We start from the raw sequence: 20,451 nt of genomic DNA, 5'->3' as shown, positions 1-20,451 counted from the left end.
GCCACCGCCGTGGACACCGCTGCTCTCACCGCGCGGGTCACACCACCGCGCGGTCTTCCGGCCCTCGGCCGGAATCCACCCATCACGGGAATCCTCCTGATGAAAGGAATGAAGAAAAGAAAGACCCCCGCCCTTCATCCGCGAGCAGGGGTCTGGGGGTCGAAGCGAGATGACGCGGCGGGCGGGTCAGCCCTTCACACGGTTCTCGCTCTCCTGGGCCCGGTCGAACATGTCCTTCCAGAAGACGGCCGTACCGGCCGCCTCCGTCTGTTCGCCGGCCCAGGAGTCATGGTTGGCCGCGGCGGAGTCACCGATGTTCTTCCAGAGCCGGTCGGCCGAGTCCTTGGACGCCTGGGCGATGTTCCGCCAGTTCTCCGCCTGCGCCATGGCCGTGTCCCGCTCGGCCAGCCACGCCTTGCGCGCGGCGTCGGCGTGGTCGGCCACCTCGCCCCAGGCCCGTTCGGCCTCGGCGCGGGCCTCGACCTCGTCGGCAGCGCTCTTCAGGGCCTCCTCGGCGGCGGTGGCCTTCTCCAGCAGGCGGGAGAGGGTGTGGTGCCGCGCCACTTCCGCGTCCGCGACACGCATCCGGTAACCCTCGAGATCGAGGGTCGCGCCGGTCGCCCATCCGTAGCCGAAGAACTCCGCCACGTCCGCGTCACCGGCCCCGGGCCGCAGTGCCCACCGCGCGGCGACCCGCACCTGCTCGCCCGGGTCGTTCTCTGCGATGCTCCGGACGAAGTCCCGGTCCTTCGCCGCCACTTCGGCCTTGCGTTGACCGTCGGCCTCCCGGGCCGCCCGGTCGCGCTTCAGGGCCGCGTCGTAGCCGGACCTGGCGAAGGCAGCCTGGTCGACGGGCGTTCCCGCGACGGCGCGCTCGGCCGCGGCGTGCACCTCGGGGGAGAAGGCAGCGGAGTGCGTGCGCAACACCCGTTCGCAGAAGGCCCGGTTCATGCTCTGAGTGGTGCGCATCCGCTGGAGCGCCTTCTGGAATCCGCCACCGGGCGCCAGCCACTCGGCGATCGCCGCATCGCCCCGGCTGCTGCGCAGGGCGAGCCAGGCGGAGCTGCGGATCTCGTCCGGGAGGGGCGACATGGCCATCTTGCGGACGCGGTTGCGTGCGTCCTCGGCCGCGACGGCGGAGATGAGGGCGACTGGCTGGTCGGCGGCAGCGACGGCTACAGCCGGGGTGACGGCCCGGGCGGGGGCCGTCCCCGCCGAAGTGCCGGTCAACAAGCCGACGACCAGCGCGGGTACGGCCCACGTCCGGCGGTTCACGACGTCGGCCGCCGCTCTACCGGCTTGATCCGCCACAGCTGGGCTTCGGTCTGGTTGCAGTACCACGACTGTGCGTTCACGCCGAGTTCCAGGGCACCGTTGACTATGTCCAGGCAGCGGTCCGACGTATGCGTGGGCCGCAGCTGGTACAGATTCCGGACGGGATCGACGAGGTCCATCTGCCAGCGCATCTGCTTGCCCCCGGTGCAGTCCCAGACCTGGACAGCCGCTCCGGCCTGGGTGCCGCTGTTCTCCACCTCAAGGCACTTGCCGCCGGATACCGTCCGGAATTCGACAGAGGAGTTGTCGACGGGAATCACCTGCCACAGTCCCGTCTCCCAGTCGGTCGTGCAGAAGTCCAGCCCCGCACGGAAGCCGTTCCTGTCTACGGCGGCCAGGCAGGCGTTACTGTCCGCCGCTTGGAGCTCCACGACCGTTCCCCCCTCGGTGCCGACAGAAGCAGAAGGGACTCCCCGCGCATGTGCGGTGGTCGTGGCACCGGCCAGCGCTACCAGACCTGCGCCGAGAGCGGCTGCGGCCCGAACTATCCGTGCCATGGTGAGATCCGTTTCTACTCGAGTGGGTTTCAGGAGGCGGCCGGCTGCAGGTGCCAGCGTTGGGAGGGGGCTCCGGTGCATGTCCAGCTCAACGCCCTCGTACCCTCGTCCTGGCTGTATCCCGGAATGGTGAGGCAGTAGGCCTGGGAGCCGGGGTCGCCCGCGGGGCGCACTTCGTACAGGCCCTTTGCGACCTCGACGAGCATCACCCGCCAGCGCTGGCTGGAGTTGTCGGGGCACCACAACTGCTGGACGTTCCAGTCGGTGTTCGGTCCAACTCCCAGGCAGCGGCCACTGTGTTTGGCCCATACCGAGATCGTCCCCGCGCCGGCGGAGCGCAGTTGGAAGAGCTGGTTGTCCAGGTCGTCGGAGCAGGACTGCTGGACGGCGTACGCCCCTTCGCCGATCTTGGCGTCCTCAATGGTGAGGCACTTCCCGCTGTGCTCCGCCCGCAGGCGTACGAAGGAGGACGTGTCGGCAGGAGCTGCGTACGTGGTGGTCGCGCCGCCGGCCAGAGCCGCGAGACTGGCACCGACGGCCAGCGCGGCCCGTGTGGTCCGGAACATCGTGGGATCCGTTCTTCTCTGGGGGTGAACTCGGAAGGGGGGAGCATCAACGCGCAAGCGGAGGAGCGACAGTCCATGTGGCCTCCTGGTCGAACTGCTCACCAGAAGCGCCGACATAAAGCTGTCCGTACCCCGACCGCAGGTAGACCCCGGGCCAGCTCGCCAGCTCGAACGATGTCCCGGTCCCGGCGAATCCCTCGCGACGGCACCAGGTGGCGTTCCCCTTGAATTCCGCGCTGCCGTCGTCCCCGACTATCCGGACGATCCCGTTGCCTTTGCTCTCGCTCCACAGGTAGTAGCCCGGCTTGCGCACCGACTCGAAGGAGAAGCAACCGGGATTGCTGGCGAGCGCGGGCACGATGACCCAGGTGGCCTCCTCACGGGCGGCCTGCTTGCTCTTGGCGTCGACGGGGCCGATGTAGCCGTAGTCGCCGTCCGGGGCCGACCCTCGGACGTACCACCCGGCCTGCGGCCCGACACTGACCCGGAGCGACTGCCGCCGCGCGCGGTTCAGGCTGTCCGGCTTGAGGAACCGGGCGACCTCCTCGTCGTCGCCGGCAAGTGCCTTCCGTGCCGCGTCCACCAGCCCCGGGTTCACCCCGCCGTTCTCCGCCAAGGCCATGATCTTCCGGACGTCTCCGCGGTTGGCCTCCGCGAGCTTCTTCCGACGGATCTCGTCGTCGCGTTTGTACGCCTCCTCCGCACCGGAGTGGATGAACTTCTTCCACTCCGCCGGGTCGGAGCTGAGCACAGTCCGCTGAGCGGCCGTGTACAGCTCGCTCCCCCGCAGATCTTCCGGGGCCGTACGCAGCAGTTCCCGGATGAAGTTGTCGTCGCCCAGGGTGAGCATCGCCTCGGTCGGCGTCATACGGAAAAGCGCCGCAACGTTCTTGCGGGCGGCCTGTTCCTTTTTGCGCTCGGCCTCCTGGCGGTTCTTCTCCTCGATTTCCTTGAGCTCGTTCTCGATGTCGCGGTTGTGGGCCTCACGGGCGCCGTTGACGATGAACTCCCGCCAGTCGGCGGCATTCCCGGCCAGCGCCTTGGCACCCGCCTTCTGGACCTCCGAGCCCGCAGCCGAATACTTGATGACAGCCCGGATGAAATTGTCGTCGCTGAGCGCCAGCAGCTCCGGGGTGCTGGGGATGCCGACGGCCAGCAGCGCCTGGGACTTGGCGAGGCGGGCCGCACGGTCGGCCTCGGCCTGGTCGTCCTGCCGCTTCCTGTCGGTCTTCCCTGCCTCGGCGATGCCCGTGACGATGAACCGCACATGGTCCTCGGCGGAGGAACTGGCCATGGCCGCCTCGGCCGCCGTGCGGACCGCGGTCCACTTCTCGCCCGACTCACCGGCCTTCTGCCACAGCAGGCGGACGAAGTCGTAATCGCTGAGCTGCAGGTTCGCACTGCTCGGGAAGAAGTCGATGACCGCGGCCGCCGCGATGCGCTGCTCGCCGTCGGTTCCGATGGCGTCCGCCGGGGCGACGGCGCCCCTCGGCGCGGCGAGGGCGGCCTCCTGGGCGACGACACCGGTCACGGCGGCGAGCGTGGTGGTGGTCACGAGGCCGCGCGTGACGATCCTCCGGACACGTGTGGAGGCGCGATGTCTCTTGTGCATAGTGGTTCCGAAACCCCTCTGGCGTCGCGCGAGGGCGACGAGATCTGTACAGGCGGCGAACACTCGCAGGAGCATGAGACGTCACGACGACGCGAATCACTGCGAGTCCGTCCAGGCAATGACATTCCGGGCGGCGGCCCTACGGCCGCACGCGGTCATAAACCGGAGCTTTTCCTCTCCGGACGCCGCACCCCACGGGCCGGCATGGCGTCGACGGACGCAGTCGCATCCGTGCGCGCAGATATGCGGTTCACCGCTCCCCCCTTCCAGCTCCGCCGATGTGGCCGGAGCTGTTCCCCCGGTGAACCTAAGCGGCTCACTTCGCCCTCGCAACGATCACCTTTCCGCCACCGGAATTCTCCACTCCGGAGCCGGACCACACCTCCCGCCCGAAACCGGAATACACAGCTCACACACAAACGGAATCGGAATTTACGGCCAATCACCAGGGCGGCCACGGCTGTTACCCGCAAAGGGAATATCCGGCCCATCGAACGGCAGCCGGCCGGGCGGTCACTTCACCTGGTCGTCGGAAACGGTCCGAGTCCTGGCCGGAACGCGTCTCTTCCAGCACTCCGGCAGCACCGGAGCACCCGAATCCGCCGAATACGCGGATCGACTGTGTCACCTGCGCGTCCAGGGGCGACCGCTCCCGCGCAAAAAGGGAACCGGCCTTCCGGACGCGAAGTCCCGGAAGGCCGGTTCCCTGAATCCGATCCGTGACCCGACGGCCCCGAAAGCTCACCGCCTCAACAGCAGCTCCGTGTTGCGGTCCTTCGCGTCGCCGACCAGCGAGCCGTCCTTGCCGGGGGCGTTGAAGGCCAGCTCGCGGTAGAGGGAGGCCAGTCCGGTCTGGGAGAGGTCGTGGTAGTCGGTGCGGTGGGGGGCGGCGGACTCGACGAGGGTCGTGTAGAGGGAGATCGTGCCGTCGCGGTTGTCGGTGATCTCGATGACGCGCGCCAGCTGCGGGTAGTCGACGTGGGAGGCCGTGGCGATCTCCCAGAACGTGCCGCGCGGGCGGATGCGGTTGCGGTGGCTGTGGCCGTTGATCCAGGCCAGGACGTTGGGGTGGCGCTGGAGCAGGGCGATGACCTCGTCGCCGCCGTGGCGCTTCTCGTCCGGCCGGTCGGGGTCGGGGGTGAAGTTGTCCATGCTCCAGCTCGGGTGGTGGCTGAAGACCAGGGCGTAGTCGTGCTGGTGGGCCCTGAGCGTGCGGTCCAGCCAGTCGAGCTGGGCCGTGCCGAGGGAGCCCTGGTAGTGGCCGCCGGGATCGGTCGTGTCGAGGCTGATGCCGACGACGCGGTCCGAGACGCGGAAGCTGTAGTAGAGCCGGCCGGAGTCGAGGTTCTCCTTGGTGTAGCCGTGCCCGACGGGCCCGCGGCCGGTGAACCTGCGCTCCAGGTGCATCGCCACGTACTGACGCTGCGTCAGGGGGACGCGGCGCGCGTCCGGAGTGATGCCGCGCAGCTCCTTCTTGTGCTTGCGCAGCAGCTCCTCTATGCGCTTGCCCTTGGGATCGACGCCGCGCCCCTCGCCGTCCATGAGCCACTTGGCCTCCTCGGCGGAGACGGTGTAGAGCTTCTTGCCGCCCACGGCGACGTCGGCGATGAACGACCCGGCGGCCGGGTAGCAACCGCCCGACAGCAGGTCGTGGTTGCCGAAGGTGGAGTACCAGGGGATGTTCAGGCCCGGGCTGTTGACGCGGCGCATGGCGGCGGCGAGGTAGCCGTCGATGCGCGGGTAGCCGAGGGCCTTGTCCTGGTCGCGCAGGGAGCTGTCGGGGTGCCAGTAGAGCTTCAGGCCGCTGTTCTGGACGCCCTCGTAGCGGTGCGGGTCACCGGTGTTGGGGTCCATGCGCCCGCCGCTGAGGGCGGTCAGGAACCACTCGGCCTCGATCTTCGCGTTCTCGTCGCCGTTGTCGCCGGTGGTGATGACGAACTTGAGCGGGCTGCCGGTGGCCGGGCCGCGGCGGAGCTTGTTGACGCGCTCGACGAGCGAGACGACGCCGGGCAGGGTCAGCGCCTCGTGCGGCCGCCAGGCGCCCTCGCCGCCGGCCCGGAAGAACTCGTAGCGCAGGGGGTGCTGGACGTCGGTCAGATGGAGGTCGGTGAACTGCACGAACGAGGCGATCGTGGTACGGCGGCGCTCGCGGCCGTCCCGGGCGTCGGCGAGGTCGGTGCGGACGACGCGGGGCCAGCCCGGTCCGTCGCCCAGCCGCCGGTAGCCGCCGCTGCCGCGCGGGGTGGCGACGGAGACGAGGGTGGTGCCCTCGCCGGTCGGGGCCGCCTCCGCCGCGCCGGCCTCCGCGGCCTGCGGGGCGGCGGAGGGGACGGGGTCACCGGTGCCGCCGCCGGTCGTGCCGGGCGCCATGCGGCCGGCGAAGGCGGGGGCGGAGGACCCCAGGGCGAGGGCGAGCCCGGTCGTCGCGCCGACGGCGCCCGCCGCGGCCAGGAACCCCCGGCGGTCGACGTGCGGAGCTGCGGATCTTTCGGATCTGCTGGGCATGGGCGGTCTCCCCGAGTGCGTGCGAACGCGAAGGCGTACGGGCGTGCAGGAGGTCGGCGGCTGCTGTCACCGAGGATCGTTGGCAGCGCGAATGGCCTGGGCGTGAACGCGGCGGCAACGGTCGCCGCAGATCACCTCACATGGATCTTGGCTACTGCGAACCGACATGTATCACTCGTCCCCTCGAGCACTGAGGCTCACTCAGCGTTCACCCGACGGGGAAAGCGACACGGTGAACGCTATGGCCCCGTCGGTCGCGCTGTAGTCCGTTTGCCTCATCCGTGCCCCGCCCGGGTGGAGCGGGGAAGGGCGCGTGAGCCGGGCCGCGGCCGGTTCACGGAGTCCGTCCCGCTTCCTCCCGATGCAAGGGCTGGCGGGTTTACGCCATCTTTATTTTCCCTCCCTGGCAACTCTCCCCAAACGCCCGTCACTTCCATAAAAGTGATGCGCCATCCGGTTCCGATATCCGGACCTGCCACCGGCAGCCGTCATCCCCAACGAGCCAGGGATCCCCATGACCACCCCCTCCTCCCGCGGCGGCGCGAGACGCGCCGGCCGAATAGCCGTCGCGGCCGCCGCGGCGGTCGTCCTCGCCGCCACGGGCGCCGCCCCCGCCCTCGCCGACGGGCCTCAGCCGGGCCCCGCGAAGCCCTCCGGCACCGTCAAGTCCCCGAAGGACAAGCTCGGTTCGCACGGCGCCGAGCTGCTCGCCAAGGCCCGGTCCAAGGGCGAGCGCACCGTCACCATGATGATCGCCACCGCTCCGGGGCAGACCGGCCAGATCGCCGGCCGGCTCGACGGCATCAAGGGCGCCTCGGTCGGCAAGGAGTACGACCGGCTCGGCTACGTCCGCGCCACCATCCCCACCGACAAGGCGGACGCGGCCATCGCCGAGGCCCAGAAGCTGTCCTCCGTGCACGGCATCGACCTCAAGCAGGAGATCAAGCTCCCGGACCCGACGCCGCGCGCCGACGCCGTGGCGGGCGCCAAGGGCCCGAAGAAGCGCTCCTACCCGGCGCCCGGCAAGCGGACCCCGGCCAAGAACCCGTACCAGCCGGCCTTCGAGACCGGCGCCGTCGACTTCGTCGAGGACCACCCGAAGGCGGACGGCCGCGGCGTGACCATCGGCATCCTCGACTCCGGGGTGGACCTGGCCCACCCGGCGCTGCAGAAGACCTCCACCGGCGAGCGGAAGATCGTCGACTGGGTGACCTCGACGGACCCGCTGACCGACGACGACGGCACCTGGCTGCCGATGACCAAGGACGTCTCGGGCCCCTCCTTCTCCTTCAACGGCCGTACGTACAAGGCCCCGTCGGGCTCCTACCGGGTCTCCCTCTTCCGCGAGAGCGCCACCGCGGGCGGCGACATGAAGGGCGACCTCAACCGCGACGGCGACACCACCGACTCCTGGGCGGTCCTCTACGACCCGGCCAGGGGCACGGTCCGCGTCGACCTCGACGACGACGGGGACTTCGCGAACGACGAGGAGATGAAGCCGTACAAGGACGGCTTCCAGGTCGGCTACTTCGGCAAGGACGACCCGAAGACCCCGATCGCCGAGCGCATCCCCTTCGTGGTGCAGGTCCGCAAGGACGTGCCGATGGACCCCGCCGGCCCGGACTGGGCGGGCAAGAAGGCCGACTTCGTCAACATCGGCGTCATCGAGTCCGAGCACGGCACGCACGTCGCCGGCATCACGGCGGCCAACGGGCTGTTCGGCGGGAAGATGAACGGCGCCGCGCCCGGCGCCAAGCTGGTCTCGTCGCGGGCCTGCACCTGGAGCGGCGGCTGCACCAACGTCGCGCTCACCGAGGGCATGATCGACCTCGTCGTCAACCACGGCGTGGACATCGTCAACATGTCGATCGGCGGCCTGCCCGCGCTCAACGACGGCAACAACGCCCGCTCCGAGCTCTACACCCGGCTCATCGACACCTACGGCGTCCAGCTCGTCATCTCGGCGGGCAACAGCGGCCCGGGCGCCAACACCATCGGCGACCCCGGCCTGGCCGACAAGGTCCTCAGCGTCGGCGCGTCCGTCTCCAAGGAGACCTGGGCCGCCAACTACGGCTCCGAGGTGCGGACCACGTACGCCATGATGCCGTTCTCCTCCCGCGGCCCGCGCGAGGACGGCGGCTTCGCCCCCGTCATCACCGCCCCCGGCGCGTCCGTCAACACGACGCCCACCTGGGAGCCCGGCGCGCCCGTCGCCGAGTCCGGCTACGACCTGCCGCCCGGCTACGGCATGCTCCAGGGCACCTCGATGGCCTCCCCGCAGGCCGCCGGCGCCTCGGCGCTGCTGATCTCGGCCGCCAAGCAGCGGCACACGAAGCTCACCCCGGCCGATCTGCGCACGGCGCTCACCAGCACCGCGAGGAAGATCAAGGGCTTCCAGGCGCACGAGCAGGGCTCCGGCCTGATCGACGTCAACGAGGCGTGGGACGCGCTGCGGCACGGCGCCACCGCCCACGACTACACCGTCAAGGCCCCCGTCTCCACGGCCCTCTCCGGCAACCTGAAGACCCCCGGCTCCGGCACCGGGATCTACGACCGCGAGGGCGGCCTCAAGACCGGCGAGGCGCGCACCTACGACGTCACGATCACCCGGACCTCCGGCCCGGACAAGGCCGTCTGGCACGAGCTGAAGTGGCGCCACAACGACGGGACGTTCAAGCTGGCCGGCTCCGACGAGGTGCGGCTGCCGCTGAACGAGCCCGTCACCGTCAAGGTCGTGGCCAAGGCGAAGTCCGCCGGGATCCACAGCGCGATCCTCACCGTGGACGACGACCGCACCGAGGGCATCGACAAGCAGGTCATGGCCACCGTCGTGGCCGCCGACCCGCTGACGAAGCCGTCGTACGCCGTGAAGAAGTCCGGCACGGTCCAGCGCAACGCCACGACCTCGTACTTCGTGACCGTGCCCAAGGGCGCCACGTCCCTGGAGGTCGCGATCGACGGACTGGCCAAGGGCAGCCAGACCCGCTTCATCGCCATCAACTCCTACGGCGTGCCCGTCGACCCCACCTCCACGGTCAACTGCTACCCGAACTACGACAACCCCAAGAACACCTGCCGCCCGGACGTGCGCTCCTACGCGAACCCGCTGCCCGGCGTGTGGGAGATCGAGGTCGAGTCGCGCCGCACCTCCCCGCTGCTCGACAACCCGTACACGGTGACCGCCACGGTGCTCGGCGCCTCCTTCGACCCGGCGGTGGCCACCGTCGCCGAGGCGAAGGCCGGCACCCCGGCCCCGGTCACCTGGAAGGCCACCAACGGCTACGCCCCCTTCGAGGGCAGGCTCCAGGGCGGCCGCCTCGGCTCGTCCAGGATCTCCCGGCCGGAGATAGCCCAGGGCCAGAAGCAGACCACCAAGGTCACGCTCGGTGAGGGCGTCACCCGCTTCGAGGCCGCCATCGGCGGCACGGCCGACCCCAAGGCCGACCTCGACCTCGTCGTCTACAAGGACGGCAGGCCGGTCGGCTCCTCCACCAGCGGCGGCTCCGACGAGCAGGTCGTCCTGACCTCGCCCGCCCCGGGCGAGTACACGGTCGAGGTCGCCGGCTACTCCGTCCCCTCCGGCCGGACGGCGTACGACTACCGCGACGTCTACTACTCCCCCGCGCTCGGCGAGGTCAAGGTGGACGCGAGCCGCCCCGTCACGCTGGGCCCGGGCGAGTCCGCCCGGGTCAAGGCCGACGTGGTGGTCGCGGGCGCGGCCCCCGAGGGCCGTACGTTCGCCGGTGAGGTGCGGCTGGTGAACGGCCGCGGCACGGTGGCCGGCACGGGCTCCGTGAAGATCGAGAAGGTCGTCTCCTGACCTCCGGCCGATGCCGGCGGGGCGGGCGCACACATGGTGCGCCCGCCCCGCCCCTTTCCCGGTGGGGGCGCCCCCACCGGGACAATCAATTGGACTTTTGACCCCACTCGCCCCGCATGATGGGAACCGCGCCTTCAGGACGCCTCGTCCCCGGCGGTGACACATGCGCTGTACATGAGTAGGGAGCCCCCCTGTGAGAGTCGGAATCGTCGGAGCCACCGGTCAGGTCGGCGGAGTCATGCGCAAGATCCTGGCCGAGCGCGCCTTCCCGGTCACGGAGCTGCGGCTGTTCGCCTCGGCGCGGTCCGCCGGGTCCACGCTTCCCTGGCAGGGCACGGAGATCACCGTCGAGGACGCCGCGACGGCGGACTACTCCGGGCTGGACATCGTGCTCTTCTCCGCCGGCGGCGCCACCTCGAAGGCGCTCGCGGAGAAGGTCGCCGCGCAGGGCGCCGTCGTGATCGACAACTCGTCCGCCTGGCGCCGCGACCCCGACGTCCCGCTGGTCGTCTCGGAGGTCAACCCGCACGCGGTGGCGGACCGCCCCAAGGGCATCATCGCCAACCCGAACTGCACCACGATGGCCGCGATGCCCGTGCTCAAGCCGCTGCACCGCGAGGCCGGGCTCACCGCCCTGGTCGCCACCACCTACCAGGCCGTCTCCGGCTCCGGCCTGGCCGGCGTCGCCGAGCTCGACGGGCAGGTCCGCGAGGTCTCCCCCAAGGCGACGGAGCTCACCCACGACGGCGCGGCCGTCGCCTTCCCCGAGCCCGGCGTCTACAAGCGCCCCATCGCCTTCAACGTGCTGCCGCTGGCCGGCTCGATCGTCGACGACGGCCGCTTCGAGACGGACGAGGAGCAGAAGCTCCGCCACGAGTCCCGCAAGATCCTGGAGATCCCGGACCTCAAGGTCTCCGGCACCTGCGTCCGCGTCCCGGTCTTCACCGGCCACTCCCTCCAGATCAACGCCCGCTTCGCGCGCCCCCTCGGCGTCGAGCGCGCCCGCGAGCTGCTCGAGGACGCCCCCGGCGTCGAGCTCTCCGAGATCCCGACCCCGCTCCAGGCCGCGGGCCGTGACGTCTCCTTCGTCGGCCGCGTCCGCGAGGACGAGACCGTCGAGAACGGCCTCGCGCTCTTCGTCTCCGGCGACAACCTCCGCAAGGGCGCGGCCCTCAACGCGGTCCAGATCGCGGAGCTGGTCGCGGCGGAGCTGCGCGGCTGAGGCACGTGCGTCCCCGGGGGCCGGTCACCGCACGGTGGCCGGCCCCCGGCGCGTGGTGCCCTCCGCCGACGCCCTCGTCACCGCGTCCGGCGGCGAGCCCGGCGGATCACCCCGGGCGCCCGGCACCCCCGGCGTGGAAGGATGGCCGGGACCGTACGAGACGTGTGATGCGAAGGAGATGCCGAGGTGCCAGGCACGAATCTGACCCGCGAAGAGGCGGAACGGCGGGCGCGGCTGCTCACCGTGGAGGCGTACGAGATCGAGCTGGACCTCTCGGGCGCCCAGGAGGGAGGCACGTTCCGCTCCGAGACCGTCGTGCGGTTCGACTCCGCCGAGGCGGGCGCGGAGACGTTCATCGACCTGGTCGCCCCGGCGGTGCACGAGGTCGTGCTCAACGGGACGTCGCTCGACCCGGCCACCGTCTTCGCGGACAGCCGGATCGCCCTGCCGGACCTGCGCGGCGGGCAGAACGAGCTGCGCGTGGTCGCGGACTGCGCGTACACCAACACCGGTGAGGGACTGCACCGGTTCGTGGACCCGGTGGACGACCAGGCGTACCTCTACACGCAGTTCGAGGTGCCGGACGCGCGCCGCGTCTTCGCCTCGTTCGAACAGCCCGATCTGAAGGCCACGTTCCGCTTCACCGTGAAGGCCCCGGCGGGCTGGACGGTGATCTCCAACTCCCCGACGCCGGAGACCCCGTCGGACGACGTCTGGCGCTTCGAGCCGACCCCGCGCATCTCCACGTACATCACCGCGCTGATCGCCGGCCCCTACCACAGCGTGCACAGCACGTACGAGAAGGACGGCCGCACGGTGCCGCTGGGCATCTACTGCCGTCCCTCGCTGGCCGAGTACCTCGACGCGGACGCGATCTTCGAGGTCACGCGGCAGGGCTTCGACTGGTTCCAGGAGAAGTTCGACTACGCCTACCCGTTCGCCAAGTACGACCAGCTCTTCGTCCCGGAGTTCAACGCCGGCGCCATGGAGAACGCGGGCGCGGTCACCATCCGCGACCAGTACGTCTTCCGCTCCAAGGTGACGGACGCGGCGTACGAGGTGCGCGCCGAGACCATCCTCCACGAGCTGGCCCACATGTGGTTCGGCGACCTCGTGACGATGAAGTGGTGGAACGACCTGTGGCTGAACGAGTCGTTCGCCACCTACACCTCCATCGCCTGCCAGGCCGCCGCCCCCGGCTCCAGGTGGCCGCACTCCTGGACCACCTTCGCCAACTCCATGAAGACGTGGGCCTACCGGCAGGACCAGCTGCCCTCCACCCACCCGATCATGGCCGAGATCCGCGACCTGGACGACGTCCTCGTCAACTTCGACGGCATCACCTACGCCAAGGGCGCCTCGGTGCTCAAGCAGCTCGTGGCCTACGTCGGCGAGGACGCGTTCTTCCGCGGCGTCCAGGCGTACTTCAAGACCTTCGCCTACGCCAACACCCGCCTCTCCGACCTGCTCAGCGCGCTGGAGCTGATGAGCGGCCGCGACCTGAAGGCGTGGTCGAAGGCGTGGCTGGAGACGGCCGGCATCAACGTGCTGCGCCCGGAGATCACCACCGACGCCGACGGCGTGATCACCGCCTTCGCCGTGCGCCAGGAGGCGACCCCGCTGCCCGAGGGCGCCACGGGCTCCCCGACGCTGCGGCCGCACCGGATCGCCATCGGCTCGTACGACCTCGTGGACGGCCGCCTCGTCCGCACCGAGCGGGTCGAGCTGGACGTCGACGGCGAACTCACCGCCGTCCCGCAGCTCGTCGGCAAGCGCCGCCCGGCCGTCGTCCTGCTCAACGACGACGACCTGTCGTACGCGAAGGTCCGCCTGGACGAGGACTCCCTGCGCGTCGTCACCGCCCACCTCGGCGACTTCACCGAGTCCCTGCCGCGCGCCCTGTGCTGGGCCTCCGCCTGGGACATGACGCGCGACGGCGAACTGCCCACCCGCGACTACCTGCGGCTCGTCCTCTCCGGCATCGGCAAGGAGTCGGACATCGGCGTCGTCCAGTCGCTCCAGCGGCAGGTCAAGCTCGCCCTCGACCTCTACGCGGCGCCCGAGTGGCGCGAGACGGGCCTGGCGACGTGGACGGAGGCGACGCTGGAGCACCTGCGGGCGGCGGAGCCGGGCAGCGACCACCAGCTCGCCTGGGCCCGGGCGTTCGCCGCCACCGCCCGCACCGAGGAGCAGCTCGCCCTGCTGGAGGGGCTGCTGGAGGGCACGGAGCTGGTCACCGGGCTGTCCGTGGACACGGACCTGCGCTGGACGTTCCTGGAGCGGCTGGCCGCCACGGGCCGGGCCGGCGAGGCCGCCATCGCGGCCGAGCTGGAGCGCGACCGCACCTCCACCGGCGAGCAGCACGCCGCCGCGGCGCGGGCCGCACGGCCGACGGCCGGGGCCAAGGCGGAGGCGTGGGCGTCCGTCGTCGAGTCGGACAAGCTCACGAACGCGATGCAGGAGGCTGTCATCGGCGGCTTCGTCCAGACCGACCAGCGGGAGCTGCTGGCTCCCTACGCGGAGAAGTACTTCGCGGCCGTGAAGGGGGTCTGGGAGGCGCGCAGCCACGAGGTCGCGCAGCAGATCGCGGTCGGTCTCTACCCGAGCCTGCTCGTCTCGGAGGACACCCTCTCCGCGACGGACGCCTGGCTCGCCACCGCCGAGCCCAACGCGGCCCTGCGCCGCCTCGTCCTCGAATCCCGCGCGGGCGTGGAGCGGGCCCTCCGGGCGCAGCGCGCGGACGCGGCGGCCGCGGAGTAGCGGGAAAGGGCGGGTCCGGGGCATACGAACCCCGGACCCGCCCCCGCGGCGGAGCGGTGACTCAGCGAGCCGCCCGCGCGTAATGCGTGTCGTGCGTGTGCGGGTTGTCCGACTTACGCGACATCACCATCACCAGCCCGGTGATGACGGCGAAGAGCACGATCGGCGCGGCGACATACAGCCCCAGCGTGTTGATCACGCTCAGGCCCGGCCCCGGGTCGTCACCGTCGTCGCGGGTGAGCGCGAACGCGGGGGACGACATCAGCAGCATCAGGAGCGTGCCGGCGGACACGGCCCCGGCACGCATGGCGTTCATCTTCTTATTGCTCACGGGCTCAACGTACCGAACCTCCCCGGACGCCGCGCGCCCGGGGTCTCCCCACAGCGGGTGCGCACCTCGTCCATCAGCGCGTGCAGCCGCGGCGAGGCCGCCAGCTCCTCCAGGGAGACGGGCCGCCCGGCGGCGTCCGCGACGGGCAGCCGCCAGTTCGGATAGGAGTCCGAGGTGCCGGGCAGGTTCTGCGGCCGCCGGTCGCCGACCGCGTCCGGCAGCCAGATCCCGACCATCCGCGCCGGGGTGCGCAGCAGGAAGCGGTGGACGGCCCGCACGGCCGCCTCCTCGTCGTCCGGCCCCTCCGGCAGCAGCCCCAGCCGCCCGAAGAGGGCCAGCCACTCGGCGACCGCCTTCGCGTCCTCGCGCTGCTCGACGGCGAGCGGCCGGGCCAGCAGGCCGAGCCGGTGGCGCAGGGCGACGTGCTCGCCGGTGAGCCGGGCCGCGGTGCTGGGCAGGTCGTGCGTGGTCGCCGTGGCCACGCACGCCTCGCGCCACCGCTCCGGCGGCAGCGGCTGCGCCCGCCGCCCGCCCCCGGCCCAGTCGCGCTCGAACCACAGCACCGAGGTGCCCAGCACCCCGTACCCCGCCAGCGCCTCGCGGACCCCCGGCCCGACCGTGCCCAGGTCCTCGCCGATAACGACGGCGCCCGCCCGGTGGGCCTCGGCGGCGAGCACGCCGAGCATGGCCTCGGCGTCGTAGTGGACGTACGTCCCCTGCCCGGGCTCGCGCCCCTCGGGCACCCACCACAGCCGGAACAGCCCCATCACGTGGTCGACGCGCAGCGCCCCGGCGTGCCGCAGCAGTCCGCGCAGCAGCTCGCGGAAGGGCGCGTAGCCGGTGGCCCGCAGGGCGTCGGGGCGCCACGGCGGCAGCCCCCAGTCCTGGCCGCGGGAGGTGAACGCGTCGGGGGGCGCGCCCACGGACATCCCCGCGGCCAGCGCGTCCTGCTGCGCCCAGGCGTCGGAGCCGTCGGGGTGGACGCCGACGGCCAGGTCGTGGACGAGGCCGACGCGCATCCCCGCGTCGCGCGCGGCCCGCTGCGCGGCGGCGAGCTGCCGGTCGGTCAGCCAGACGAGCCAGCAGTGGAAGTCGACGCGGTCGAGCAGCTCGCCGCGGGCCCGCGCGGTGCGGGCGGAGCGGGGGTCCTTGAGGCCGCCGGGCCAGCGGTGCCAGTCGGGTCCGTGCACCTCGGCGAGGGCGCACCAGGTGGCGTGGTCGTCGAGGGCCTGCCCCTGCCCGGCGAGGAAGTCGCAGTAGGCGGCGCGGCGCCCGGGGCCCATGGGGACGCGGCGCACGAGCTCCAGGGCGCGCAGCTTCAGCGCCCGTACGGCGTCGTGGTCGATGGGCTCGCCGCGGCGGAGCACGGCGTCCCGCAGCTCCGCCGCGCGGGACAGCAGGCCGTGCGCCTCCGCGCGGTCCTCCCCCGCGAGGTGGCCGAACTCGGGGATCTCCTCCACCCGCAGGTGGACGGGGTCGGGGAAGCGGCGGGAGGACGGCCGGTAGGGGGAGGGGTCGGAGGGGCGGCCCGGGGCGCCGGGTACGGCCGCGTGCAACGGGTTGACCTGGAGGAAGTCGGAGCCGAAGGCCCGGCCCGTCCAGGCGGCGAGCTCGGCCAGGTCGCCGAGGTCGCCCATGCCCCAGGAGCGGGCGGACAGCAGGGAGTAGAGCTGGACGAGGAAGCCGTGGCAGCGGGCGGGCGGCTGGGGCAGCAGCCGCGGGGCGACGACGAGCGGCGCGGCGGCGGCGCGCCCGTCGGGGGCGCGGGCGTGCAACTGGTGGGTGCCGACGGGCAGTTCGCCGTCCCAGGGCAGGGTGTCGCCGTCGGCGGTCGCGACGCGCAGCACGGTGCCCTCGGGCAGGCCGGGCCCGGGCGCCTCCCGCGGACCGCCCTCGCGCAGCACCACGGCCGGGGGCAGCAGCCGGCCCCGCTCGGCGCGGGCGTGGGCGTCGAGCGCGTCGCGGACGGCCCGGGGCGTGGAGGCGTCCACCCCGAGCGCGGCGAGGACGGCGACCACGGTGTCCTCGGGCACGGGGACGCTCTGCCCGGGTGCGGGCTCGTAGGAGGTGGCGACACCGTGCAGGGCGGCGAGGTGCGCCCGGTCCTTGCCTGCCTCGTCCATGCCTGCCTCCAGCGGCGGTCCGGCGGCGGGGAACAGCGGGAAAACGGCGGAGAACTGCGAAGAGCTGCGAAGAACGACAAAGCACTGCGGAGAACTGCGACGACTGCGGAGCACTGCGGGAGACCGGTCGGCGGGAGCCGCGGGGCCCGGGAACACCACCCCCTGTCACCATACTTTCGTCCCCGCCCGTCTGACGGCCCTTTGGCCCGGTCCGCCCCCGTCGTCCCCACGCCTCGCCGGGCAATACCGGCAGTTCGGTCACCTGCGTTGACACGCTCCGCCCCTGGTGATGGGCTCGTCGCTCACGCACGACAAGAGGGGCGAGGAGAAGGCGGTGCGGTTCCAGGGCGACGACCCCTCGTACGACGTTCCGGGCGCCCGGCCCGCGGGCCGGGCCGTCGGCACCGGGCGGTTCACCGGCCCGTTCGCCCTCCGGCCGCGCCGCGCCGGGGTCACCACCGTGCTGGCCGCCGCGCTGCTCGGCGGGCTGCTCGGCAACGGGCCCGCGGCGTTCGCCGCACCCGGCGGCCCGGCCGCCGCCGCGGCCGGCGGCCCGGAGACCGGCGACCCGACGGGCGACGGCGGCCTGCCGCCGGTGTGGCCGCGCCCGCAACAGGCCCGCGCCCAGGGCGCGTACGCCCCCGTGGGCACCGAGGTCACCGTGATGGCCGAGCCGGGCACCGACCCGTACGCCCTGTCGGCGCTGCGCGAGCTCCTGCGCGGGCTGGGCGCGCGCACCGTCGTGGACTCCGCGCCGGGCGGCACCCCGCCGCCGCGCGGCCTGATCGTGTACACGGGCGGCCGGGGCGCCGAGGAGGCGCTGCGCGCCTTCGGCGCCGCCCCCACCGGCGACCTGCCCCGGGGCGGCTACCGGCTGGCCGTGGGGCGGGCGGCCGGGCGGCCGACGGTGGCGATGTCCGGCGTCGGCGAGGACGGGCTCTTCCACGCGGTGCAGACCCTGCGGCAGCTCGCCGTGGCCCGCGACGGCGGCCGGGCCTTCGCCGGCGCCCTGGTCCGCGACTGGCCCGTCACGGCCGTGCGCGGCCTCACCGAGGGCTTCTACGGCGCGCCGTGGTCGATGCCGCAGCGGCTGGCGCAGCTCGACTTCATGGGCCGCACCAAGCTCAACCGCTATCTGTACGCGCCGGGCGACGACCCGTACCGCCGGGCCCGGTGGCGCGACCCGTACCCGGCCGACCGCCGCGAGCAGTTCCGCACGCTGGCCGCCCGGGCCCGCAGCAACCACGTGACGCTGGGCTGGGCGGTCGCGCCCGGGCAGGCGATGTGCTTCTCGTCCGGGCAGGACGTGCGGGCGCTGGAGCGCAAGGTGGACGCGATGTGGGCGCTGGGCGTGCGCGCCTTCCAGCTCCAGTTCCAGGACGTGAGCTACAGCGAGTGGCACTGCGGGGCCGACGCGGACGCGTTCGGCTCGGGGCCGGAGGCGGCGGCGAAGGCGCAGGCGAAGGTGGCCGGGGCGATCGCCGGGCACCTGGCCGCCAAGGGCCGCGAGGCGGCGCCGCTGTCGCTGCTGCCCACCGAGTACTACCAGGACGGCCGGACGGCCTTCCGGCGCGCACTGGCCAAGTGGCTGGACCCGCGGGTGGAGGTGGCGTGGACCGGCGTCGGCGTGGTGCCGCGGACCATCACCGGCGCCGAACTCACCGACGCCCGCGCGGCGTTGGGGCATCCGCTGGTCACGATGGACAACTACCCGGTCAACGACTTCGCGCCGGACCGCATCTTCCTGGGCCCCTACACGGGGCGGGAACCGGCCGTCGCCGTGGGCTCCGCCGCCGTGCTCGCCAACGCCGCGGCCCAGCCCACCGCGTCGCGCATCCCGCTGTTCACCACCGCCGACTACGCCTGGAATCCCCGGGGTTACCGCGCCGAGGAGTCCTGGAGGGCGGCCGTGGACGACCTCGCGGGCGAGGACCCGCGGGCCCGCGAGGCGCTGCGGGCGCTGGCCGGGAACGACGCCTCGTCCGTGCTCGGCGGCGAGGAGTCCGCGTATCTGCGGCCGCTCATGGACGACTTCTGGAGCGCCCTCTCGGGCACCGACGCCGCCCGGCTGAGGACCGCGGCCGGCCGGCTGCGGGACGCCTTCCGCACCATGGCCGAGGCCCCCGGCCGGCTGGAGAACGCCGTCGGCGCCGAGGTCCGCCCCTGGCTGGAGCAGCTCGCCCGGCACGGCGAGGCCGGCGCCCGCGCCGTCGAGATGCTCACGGCCCAGGCGCGCGGCGACGGCGCGGGCGCCTGGCGCGCGGAGCTGGACGTGCTGCGGCTGCGGGACCGGATCGCCGCCGAGAAGGTCACCGTGGGCGACGGGGTCCTCGGCCCGTTCCTCCAGCAGGCCCTGGCCCGGGCCAACGGCTGGCTGGGCGTGGACCGCCCGCTGCGCACGGCGGGCGCCGCCACCGACGGCGACCCCGCGACGTCCGTACCGGCCCCGGCGGACGGCCCGCTGACCGTCCGGCTGCGCGAGCCGCACCCGATGACCGCGGTCACCGTCCTGACCTCGGCCGCGCCCGGGGCGCGCGGCACGGTGGAGGCCCACACCGCCGGCAAGGGCTGGCAGCCGCTCGGCGCCCTGTCGGACAGCGGCTGGACCCAGCTGCCCGGCAAGGGCGTACGGGCCGACGCGCTGCGCCTGGTCTGGACGGGCGGGGTCCGGCCGGCGGCCGTCCACGAGGTCGCCCCCTGGTTCGCCGACACCTCCCCGGCGCATTTCGAGCTGGCCCACGGCGAGGCGAGCGCGGAGGCGGGCGGCGCCCCGGCGGTGGTCGAGGCCCGGATGATCAACCAGCAGCCGCGGACGGTCGACGAGAAGCTCACCGTCACCGCCCCCAAGGGCGTCACGGTCAAGGCCCCGGACCGTCTCACGGCCGTGCGGGGCGGGGTGACGACGGCCCGTATCGAGCTGTCCGTCCCGGCGGACGCGCCGCGTGCGTTCACCGCCACCGTCCGCCTGGGCGGCCAGGAGCGGACGGTGACCGTCCGCTCGTATCCGCCGGCCGGCGGTCCGGACCTGGCGCGCGGCGCCAGGGCGACCTCCTCCGGCGACGAGGCGTCCGACTTCCCGCCCTTCGCGGCGATCGACGGCGACGACCGGACCCGCTGGTCCTCCCGGCCGACCGACGACGCCTGGTGGCAGCTCGAACTGCCCCGCCCCACCCGCCTCGGCCGCCTCGTCCTGCACTGGCAGGACGCCTACGCCACCCGCTACCGCGTCCAGGTCTCCCCCGACGGCCGCACCTGGCGCGACGCCGCCGCGGTGACCGACGGCAAGGGCGGCACCGAGACGCTGCGCCTCGACGCGCCGGGGACGCGCTTCGTGCGGATGCAGGGCGGGAAGCGCGCCACGGAGTCCGGGTACTCGCTGTCCGAGGTCGAGGCGTACGCGGTCGAGGAGAGCCGCTAGCCGGCCCGCGGGCTGCCGCGCTTGACGGCCTCCCGACTCGGCCTGCGGTAGCCGCAGTTGCAGACCCAGTCGTCGTAGCGCGAGATGGTCCCGTCGTGCCCCATCTGGATCTCGCGCACCATCGTGCGGTCCATGCACCGGGTGCACCGCACGCCCTCGCACATCGTGCGGGGGAACCTCTCCTGACCGGTCTTCTGGCTCATGTCCGCGATGATGCGCCCGCGCCGGACCGATGGCACCGGCATGTGCGGAAGGCTCCCCC

At 72.7% G+C, this 20,451-nt stretch carries 12 protein-coding genes; 4 read left to right on the top strand and 8 right to left on the bottom strand.

Annotation, left to right across the window (positions count from 1 at the left end):
- Nucleotides 1–186: 186 nt before the first annotated feature.
- The 5 genes from AC230_RS30010 to AC230_RS29990 all read right to left on the bottom strand — a co-directional run bounded on the left by AC230_RS30010 (nucleotide 187) and on the right by AC230_RS29990 (nucleotide 6,515).
- Nucleotides 187–1,275: a hypothetical protein gene (locus AC230_RS30010; protein ID WP_049719458.1), complete on the bottom strand. Its 1,089-nt coding sequence runs from the start codon at nucleotides 1,273–1,275 to the stop codon at nucleotides 187–189.
- Nucleotides 1,272–1,832 (bottom strand): RICIN domain-containing protein, encoded by a 561-nt coding sequence (locus AC230_RS30005; RefSeq protein ID WP_277816936.1) that lies wholly within the window; start codon nucleotides 1,830–1,832, stop codon nucleotides 1,272–1,274. The genes AC230_RS30010 and AC230_RS30005 overlap by 4 nt, the downstream gene beginning before the upstream one ends.
- Nucleotides 1,833–1,861: 29 nt before the next feature.
- Complete coding sequence (locus AC230_RS30000; RefSeq protein ID WP_049719456.1) at nucleotides 1,862–2,398, bottom strand: RICIN domain-containing protein; 537 nt, start codon at nucleotides 2,396–2,398, stop codon at nucleotides 1,862–1,864.
- Nucleotides 2,399–2,444: 46 nt separating this feature from the next.
- Nucleotides 2,445–3,953 (bottom strand): AbfB domain-containing protein, encoded by a 1,509-nt coding sequence (locus AC230_RS29995; protein WP_241833404.1) that lies wholly within the window; start codon nucleotides 3,951–3,953, stop codon nucleotides 2,445–2,447.
- A gap of 798 nt (nucleotides 3,954–4,751) precedes the next feature.
- Nucleotides 4,752–6,515: a TIGR03767 family metallophosphoesterase gene (locus tag AC230_RS29990; protein WP_049719454.1), complete on the bottom strand. Its 1,764-nt coding sequence runs from the start codon at nucleotides 6,513–6,515 to the stop codon at nucleotides 4,752–4,754.
- A gap of 514 nt (nucleotides 6,516–7,029) precedes the next feature.
- On the opposite strand from AC230_RS29990, the gene AC230_RS29985 reads away from it, so the two are divergent.
- The 3 genes from AC230_RS29985 to pepN all read left to right on the top strand — a co-directional run bounded on the left by AC230_RS29985 (nucleotide 7,030) and on the right by pepN (nucleotide 14,317).
- Nucleotides 7,030–10,335: a S8 family serine peptidase gene (locus AC230_RS29985; RefSeq protein WP_049719453.1), complete on the top strand. Its 3,306-nt coding sequence runs from the start codon at nucleotides 7,030–7,032 to the stop codon at nucleotides 10,333–10,335.
- 193 nt (nucleotides 10,336–10,528) lie between these two features.
- The gene (locus AC230_RS29980; RefSeq protein ID WP_049719452.1) at nucleotides 10,529–11,557 is read left to right on the top strand and encodes an aspartate-semialdehyde dehydrogenase; all 1,029 of its coding nucleotides are present in this window, start codon (nucleotides 10,529–10,531) and stop codon (nucleotides 11,555–11,557) included.
- Nucleotides 11,558–11,743: 186 nt separating this feature from the next.
- Entirely contained in the window at nucleotides 11,744–14,317 is a 2,574-nt protein-coding gene (gene pepN / locus AC230_RS29975) for an aminopeptidase N (protein WP_049719451.1), read from the top strand.
- 61 nt (nucleotides 14,318–14,378) lie between these two features.
- Here pepN and AC230_RS29970 read toward each other — a convergent pair whose 3' ends face one another.
- Together AC230_RS29970 and malQ are read right to left on the bottom strand one after the other, a co-directional pair.
- Nucleotides 14,379–14,633 carry a hypothetical protein gene (locus AC230_RS29970; protein ID WP_049719450.1) on the bottom strand — a complete coding sequence of 85 codons (255 nt, stop codon included), beginning with the start codon at nucleotides 14,631–14,633 and terminating at the stop codon, nucleotides 14,379–14,381.
- A gap of 11 nt (nucleotides 14,634–14,644) precedes the next feature.
- Complete coding sequence (malQ, locus tag AC230_RS29965) at nucleotides 14,645–16,771, bottom strand: 4-alpha-glucanotransferase (protein WP_049719449.1); 2,127 nt, start codon at nucleotides 16,769–16,771, stop codon at nucleotides 14,645–14,647.
- Nucleotides 16,772–17,060: 289 nt separating this feature from the next.
- Between malQ and AC230_RS29960 the strand changes: the two genes are divergently transcribed.
- A complete protein-coding gene (locus AC230_RS29960; RefSeq protein WP_107082270.1) occupies nucleotides 17,061–20,189 on the top strand; it encodes a glycoside hydrolase family 84 protein in 3,129 nt (1,042 codons plus the stop codon).
- Here the strand turns inward: AC230_RS29960 and AC230_RS29955 are convergent.
- The gene (locus AC230_RS29955) at nucleotides 20,186–20,392 is read right to left on the bottom strand and encodes a hypothetical protein (RefSeq protein ID WP_157868689.1); all 207 of its coding nucleotides are present in this window, start codon (nucleotides 20,390–20,392) and stop codon (nucleotides 20,186–20,188) included. The genes AC230_RS29960 and AC230_RS29955 overlap by 4 nt on opposite strands.
- Nucleotides 20,393–20,451: the final 59 nt, after the last annotated feature.

Source organism: Streptomyces caatingaensis, from assembly GCF_001187435.1.
Taxonomy (GTDB): domain Bacteria; phylum Actinomycetota; class Actinomycetes; order Streptomycetales; family Streptomycetaceae; genus Streptomyces; species Streptomyces caatingaensis.
The sequence above is the reverse complement of the archived record's forward strand: the minus strand, read 5'-3'. Positions and strand labels throughout refer to the sequence as shown.